Raw genomic sequence first — 6,435 nt, forward strand, 5'->3', positions numbered from 1 at the left:
CAGCGTGCTAGGCCGCTACACAACGGGGGCTTGTCCTACAACTTGCTGTACTGCGCTGGGCTACCAGGACTCGAACCTAGAATGACGGTACCAGAAACCGTAGTGTTGCCAATTACACCATAGCCCACTGAAACGCAACCCCTGAGGGTTTTGTTTCTGTCTGCGCTTCCCGGCCGGATCTTTCGGCCCGCCCGGGCGGCGCAGAAAGAACATTACCCGAAGGTGTCCGGCGCTCCAAAACGGGTATCGCCCGCGAGCAGTCCGGGCAGCTGGTCGAGCCCCGTGATGCGCACCAGTTCGGGCCGCCCGCCGCGGCCGAGCCGGTCCAGCCAGACGCCGGCCAGACCGGCGGCCGTGGCGCCCGCCGCGTCGATGTCCGGCTCGTCCCCCACGTACAGCACCTCGTGCGGTTCCAGGGCCAGCGCCGCGCAGGAGGCGAGGAAGGCCTCCGGCGCGGGCTTGGAGACGCCCAGTTCGACGGCGCACAGCAGCGATTCGAACCGGTCGCGCACCCCGAGCGCCGTGAGCTTGCGGTGCTGAGGGTCCTGCGCGGCGTTGGAGAGCACGGCGTGCCGGTACGTCCCCACCAGCGCGTCCAGCGCCGGGACCACGTCCGGGAAGAGGGCCCAGGCGCTCTCGTAGTGGGCGACGTGGCGCGCGAACCAGGCATCGGCCTCGGCGTCGTCCAGCGGCCTGCCCAGGAACTCCCGGGCCCGGTCCCGGCGCTGTCCCTCCCAGTCCGTCTCCCCGGCCGCGAGCCGCGCCCAGTGCCGCCGGCTGAGCCGCTGCCACTCCGCCACGGCCTCCTCGGCGGTGGCGTGCCCCGGGGGCAGCCCCTCGGCCGCGATGTGCCGGGCCATGCCGGTGGCGGCGGCCGCCGTGTGGTCGAAGAGGGTGTCGTCGATGTCCCAGAGGACGGCTCTGATGGGCATGGCCCCACGCTAACGCCGGAGGCCGGGCCCCGTAGGGGGTCCGGCCTCCGGCGTGCGCGAGGGGGGTTACGCGGCCAGCTGGGCCAGGGCCGCGTCGATGCGGGCGATCGTGCGCTCGCGGCCGAGGATCTCCAGGGACTCGAAGAGCGGCAGGCCGATGGTGCGGCCGGTGACGGCGACGCGGACCGGGGCCTGGGCCTTGCCGAGCTTGAGGCCGTGCTGCTCACCGGCGGCGAGGACGGCGGCCTTGAGGGCGTCCGCGTTCCAGTCGGCGGCAAGCAGCTCGGCGCGGGCCGTGACGAGGAGGGCGTCCGAGCCCTCCTTCATCGCCTTGGCCCAGGACGCCTCGTCGCGCACCGGCTCGTCCAGGAACAGGAAGTCCACGTTGGCGGTGATCTCGGAGAGCACCGTGATGCGGGTCTGGGCGTGCGGGGCGATCTCGGCGAACACCGCGGCGTCGAAGGACTCCGGGGCCCAGGGGGCGAACGGCGCCTTCAGCCAGGGGCCGCACGCCTCGGTGAACGCCTTCACGTCCATGCGGCGGATGTGCTCCGCGTTGACGTGCTCGCACTTCTTGAGGTCGAAGCGGGCCGGGTTGGCGTTGACGTCCTCGATGTCGAAGGCAGCGACCATCTCGTCGATGTCGAAGATGTCGCGGTCCTCGGCGATGGACCAGCCCAGCAGCGAGAGGTAGTTGAGCAGCCCCTCGCGGACGAAGCCGCGCTCGCGGTAGAGGTTGAGGGAGGCCTGCGGGTCGCGCTTGGAGAGCTTCTTGTTGCCCTCGCCCATGACGTACGGCAGGTGCCCGAACACGGGGATGTCCTTGGCGACGCCCAGCTCGATGAGTGCCCGGTAGAGGGCGATCTGGCGCGGGGTGGAGGAGAGCAGGTCCTCGCCGCGCAGCACGTGGGTGATCTCCATCAGCGCGTCGTCCACCGGGTTGACCAGCGTGTACAGCGGGGCGCCGTTGGCGCGGACGATGCCGTAGTCCGGGACGTTCTCCGGCTGCACGGTGATGTCGCCGCGGACCAGGTCGGTGAAGGTGATCGCCTCGTCGGGCATCCGGAACCGGACGATCGACGTGCGGCCCTCGGCCTCGTAGGCGGCCTTCTGCTCGGCGGTGAGGTCGCGGCAGTGGCCGTCGTAGCCGGAGGGGCGGCCGGCGGCGCGGGCGGCGTCGCGGCGGGCGTCCAGCTCCTCCGTGGTGCAGTAGCAGGGGTACGCGTAGCCGCCGGCCAGCAGCTTGTCGGCGACGTCGCGGTAGATGTCCATCCGCTGGGACTGGCGGTACGGGCCGTGCGGGCCGCCGACCTCGGGGCCCTCGTCCCAGTCGAGGCCGAGCCAGCGCATGGCGTCGAGGAGCTGCTCGTAGGACTCCTCGGAGTCGCGCGCGGCGTCGGTGTCCTCGATGCGGAAGACCAGGGTGCCCTGGTGGTGCCGCGCGAAGGCCCAGTTGAAGAGAGCCGTCCGGACCAGGCCGACATGGGGGTTGCCGGTCGGGGAGGGACAGAAACGTACACGGTGGGGCCTCCCCTGTTCGAGCGGAGTCGAGAACTTGGGGAATGCTGCGTTAGCCACGCTTGATCACCTTGTTGGTGAGAGTGCCGATGCCTTCGATGGTGACGGCGACCTCGTCGCCGACGTGGAGGGGTCCGACCCCCGCGGGAGTGCCGGTGAGGATCACGTCGCCGGGAAGCAGCGTCATGGCTTCCGTGATGTGGACGACCAGGTCCTCGATGCTCCGGATCATGTCGCTCGTCCGGCCGAGCTGGCGTTGCTCACCGTTGACCGTGGCCTGGATGGCGAGGTCGCGGGGGTCGAGGTCGGTCTCCACCCAGGGGCCGAGGGGGCAGGAGGTGTCGAAGCCCTTGGCGCGCGCCCACTGCTTCTCCCGCTTCTGGGCGTCGCGGGCGGTGACGTCGTTGGCGCAGGTGTAGCCGAAGATGACGTCCTTGACCCGCTCGCGCGGCACTTCGCGGCACATCCGGCCGATGACCACGGCCAGCTCGGCCTCGTGGTGGACCTCTTCGGAGAAGGAGGGGTACTCGATGTTGTCGCCGGAGCCGATCACCGAGGTGGTGGGCTTGAGGAAGGCGACGGGGACGTCGGGGACCTCGTGGCCGAGTTCGGCGGCGTGCTCCGCGTAGTTGCGGCCGATGGCCACGACCTTGTTGGGGAGCACGGGCGGCAGCAGCCGCACCTTGTTCAGCGGGACCTTGGTCCCGGAGAGCTCGAACTCGGAGTACGGGATGCCCTTGATGATGTCGAGGACGAGACCGTCGGGCCCGTCGCCCTCGACCGCGCCGAAGGCGACATTGCCGTCGATGGAGAACCTGGCGATGCGCACGGGTTGCTGTCGCCCCTCACTGCTTGCTGGGTGCCTGAAGACCTTGACGCTCCAGGCTAGCTCTTTGCCCGGCGGGTCAGGAGCAGAGGCGTGAGGGGCGCCCGTGCGGTGTCACTCCGCGGCGGGCGGGGTGGCGGTGGGGGCCGTGGGGGCCGTCATCAGGATCGTGCGGCGGGGGTTGGCGGTCTGGGCGGGCAGCTGGACCGCGTGCTCACGGAGTTCCGCGGTCTGCAGCGACCCGGCGTCCTTGAGGTGGGTGAGGGTGGTGCGCCGGGGGTTGGCGAGGTTGCGGAGCGTCGGGGTGTTCATCTGCCGTACGGACCCTGTCGTCGGGGCGCCGCTCGTGCGAGGGCGCCGGTTGTCGGTTCTGCCCTCCCAGTAAAGCGTCAGGCTAAACATGTAATTCCCTGCCGGTGGCTGGAACTCGACGCGATCTTTGTGTGAGTTTGCTCACGAACAGCCCGACAATAGGGCCAATTCGGGCGCGTGGTCTGGACCGCCGAAACGGACATGTCACCCCTGAACCTGCCATTCCGCTCCTGATCATGGCGACTGGGACACCCGCCCTCCCGAGCGGAGTCGCACCCAATGGTCCGATATGTCACTGAACCGCCCCCACCGCTTGTCACACGGTCGTCACACGGTGTCACCCAGGTCACAGCCCGGTACCTGGCCCTTGTTGGAGATCCGCCACTGTGCTGAAATTCCACGCACCGCCGCAGGTTTCAAACCGGCGCGCAGGGGGCGCAACGCAGCGCCGAGTGGCGGCGGGAAGGGGAAGAGCGCCGGTCATTCACGACCACCTAATGGGGGCGGCCCAACGCCCCACCACGCCGACACCGTTTTCTCCGTTCACGACGGAGAAGCGCCTGGTCCAGAGGTTGCGACGCTAGTGCAGGGACGTTTCAAGAGGGATGGCAGCGCTGCGGCGGAACAGGAGCCGCGCGGCGGGACCGACCGCGGTTCCTCGCCCCAGCACGCCCAGAACCCCGCACCGGCCGCGGCCGGTGACCACGGCGACCGCGAACGGCACCCCGGTGCCGCCCCGGCCGGCGGCGAGTCCGAACAGGCCACCGCGCCCAGGTCACGGGGCCCGGTCAACACGGGCTCGCGGCTGGCGCTGCGCAACTGGCGCATCAGTACGCGCCTGGTCTCCCTGCTGGCCCTCCCCGTGGTCGCCGCGACCACGCTCGGCGGTCTGCGCATCAACGACTCCATGAACGACATCCAGCAGCTGGAGCACATGCAGCTGCTGACCAAGATGACGAAGCAGGCGACGTCGCTGGCGCAGGCGCTCCAGGAGGAGCGCGACCGGACGGCCGGCCCGCTGTCCAACAACGTGCCGGAGACCGACTTCAAGGTCACCGAGCCGCGCAAGAAGACGGACCGGGCGAAGAAGGCGTTCTTCGGGGCCACCGACGACATCGGCGACACCGCCGGCGACGAGACGCTGGAGAGCATCCACACCAGCGTCCAGCAGATCGCCGCGCAGCTCAGCTCCATCCGCGACATCCGCGAGCAGGCGTACGCCAAGGGCACCCCGAGCCTCCAGACGATCGACGCCTACAGCCAGCTGATCACCTCGCTGCTGAGCCTCTCGCAGGACATGGCGCAGGCGACCAGCAGCCCCGAGATGATCAAGCGGACCCGTGCGCTCGCGGCGTTCTCCTCCTCCAAGGAGTACGCCTCGATCCAGCGCGCGGTCATCGCCGCCGCACTGCCGACCAGCGACGAGCAGAAGCCCGACCTCGACCGCAACGACCAGCAGTTCGGCCAGGCCGCCCAGCGCAAGGAGTCGGCCGCCCGCAACTCCTTCAACGCGATCTACACCTCCACCGGCAAGAACGCCGAGGAGCTGACCGCGACGCTGGAGAACGGGCACCCGGACATCAAGGCGGCGGAGACGTACGCCAAGAAGATCCTGGAGAACCCGACCGCGGTGAGCGGTCCCGCCTCGCGCCGTTCGTACATGAACTGGTACGACCAGGACACCACCAAGATCAACGCCATGAAGCTGATCGAGGAGACCCTCCTCAGCGACATGGAGAGCAAGGCCCGCGAGCTGCGCGACGAGTCGCAGCGCGAGGCGATCATCTCCGGTGCGCTGATCCTGCTCGTGCTCGGCGTCTCCCTGGTCGGCGCGTTCGTCGTGGCCCGGTCCATGATCCGCTCGCTGCGGCGCCTCCAGGACACCGCGACCCGCGTCGCCCAGGACCGCCTGCCCGAGCTGGTCAAGCAGCTCTCCGAGTCCGACCCGCAGGACGTGGACACCTCCGTCGAGTCGGTCGGCGTCCACTCGCGCGACGAGATCGGCAAGGTGGCCGCGGCCTTCGACGACGTGCACCGCGAGGCGGTCCGCCTCGCCGCCGAGCAGGCCCTGCTGCGGGGCAACGTCAACGCGATGTTCACCAACCTCTCGCGCCGGTCGCAGGGTCTCATCCAGCGCCAGCTCTCGCTCATCTCCGAGCTGGAGTCGCGCGAGGCCGACCCGGACCAGCTCTCCTCGCTCTTCAAGCTCGACCACCTCGCGACCCGTATGCGCCGGAACGGCGAGAACCTCCTCGTCCTCGCGGGCGAGGAGCCGGGCCGCCGCTGGACCCGGCCCGTCCCGCTCGTCGACGTGCTCCGCGCCGCCGCGTCCGAGGTGGAGCAGTACGAGCGCATCGAACTGGCCGCGGTGCCCGCCACCGAGGTCGCCGGCCGGGTCGTCAACGACCTCGTGCACCTGCTCGCCGAGCTGCTGGAGAACGCCACCTCGTTCTCCTCGCCGCAGACGAAGGTCCGGGTCACCGGTCACGCGCTGCCCGACGGCCGGGTGCTCGTCGAGATCCACGACACCGGCATCGGCCTGTCCCCGGAGGACCTGGCGGCGATCAACGAGCGGCTCGCCTCGCCGCCCACCGTGGACGTCTCGGTCTCCCGCCGCATGGGCCTGTTCGTGGTCGGCCGGCTCTCGCTGCGCCACGGCATCCGCATCCAGCTGCGCCCCTCCGACTCGGGCGGCACCACCGCACTGGTCATGCTCCCGGTCGACGTCGCGCACGGCGGCAAGCAGCCGGCCCCGAAGCAGGCGCCCGGCCAGCAGGCCCCCGGCGGGCTGCTCGCGGGCGGCAGCGGCGGACCCGGCCAGCAGAACCGGGCCGTGGGCGGCCCCGG

Annotated in this window: 5 protein-coding genes and 1 tRNA gene; 1 reads left to right on the plus strand and 5 read right to left on the minus strand. The window is 70.3% G+C overall.

What is annotated here, in order from left to right:
* Positions 1–55: 55 nt before the first annotated feature.
* The 5 genes from MHW47_RS30445 to MHW47_RS30465 form a co-directional block, all read right to left on the minus strand.
* Positions 56–127, minus strand: a tRNA-Gln gene (locus MHW47_RS30445).
* An 85-nt stretch (positions 128–212) separates the two neighbouring features.
* Positions 213–932 carry an HAD family hydrolase gene (locus MHW47_RS30450; protein ID WP_239227097.1) on the minus strand — a complete coding sequence of 240 codons (720 nt, stop codon included), beginning with the start codon at positions 930–932 and terminating at the stop codon, positions 213–215.
* A 66-nt stretch (positions 933–998) separates the two neighbouring features.
* Positions 999–2,510: a glutamate--tRNA ligase gene (gltX, locus tag MHW47_RS30455; RefSeq protein WP_239227098.1), complete on the minus strand. Its 1,512-nt coding sequence runs from the start codon at positions 2,508–2,510 to the stop codon at positions 999–1,001.
* Positions 2,503–3,279 carry a fumarylacetoacetate hydrolase family protein gene (locus MHW47_RS30460; RefSeq protein WP_239227099.1) on the minus strand — a complete coding sequence of 259 codons (777 nt, stop codon included), beginning with the start codon at positions 3,277–3,279 and terminating at the stop codon, positions 2,503–2,505. Before MHW47_RS30460 ends, gltX begins: the two co-directional genes overlap by 8 nt.
* Before the next feature lie 111 nt (positions 3,280–3,390).
* On the minus strand, positions 3,391–3,588 hold the full coding sequence (locus MHW47_RS30465; protein ID WP_239227100.1) for a hypothetical protein: 198 nt from the start codon (positions 3,586–3,588) through the stop codon (positions 3,391–3,393).
* Between the two features lie 583 nt (positions 3,589–4,171).
* Here MHW47_RS30465 and MHW47_RS30470 point away from each other — a divergent pair.
* Positions 4,172–6,435: nitrate- and nitrite sensing domain-containing protein (locus MHW47_RS30470; RefSeq protein ID WP_239227101.1), on the plus strand; the 2,264-nt coding region annotated here is incomplete at its 3' end.

This window comes from Streptomyces sp. OfavH-34-F (assembly GCF_022347745.1).
Lineage (GTDB): Bacteria > Actinomycetota > Actinomycetes > Streptomycetales > Streptomycetaceae > Streptomyces.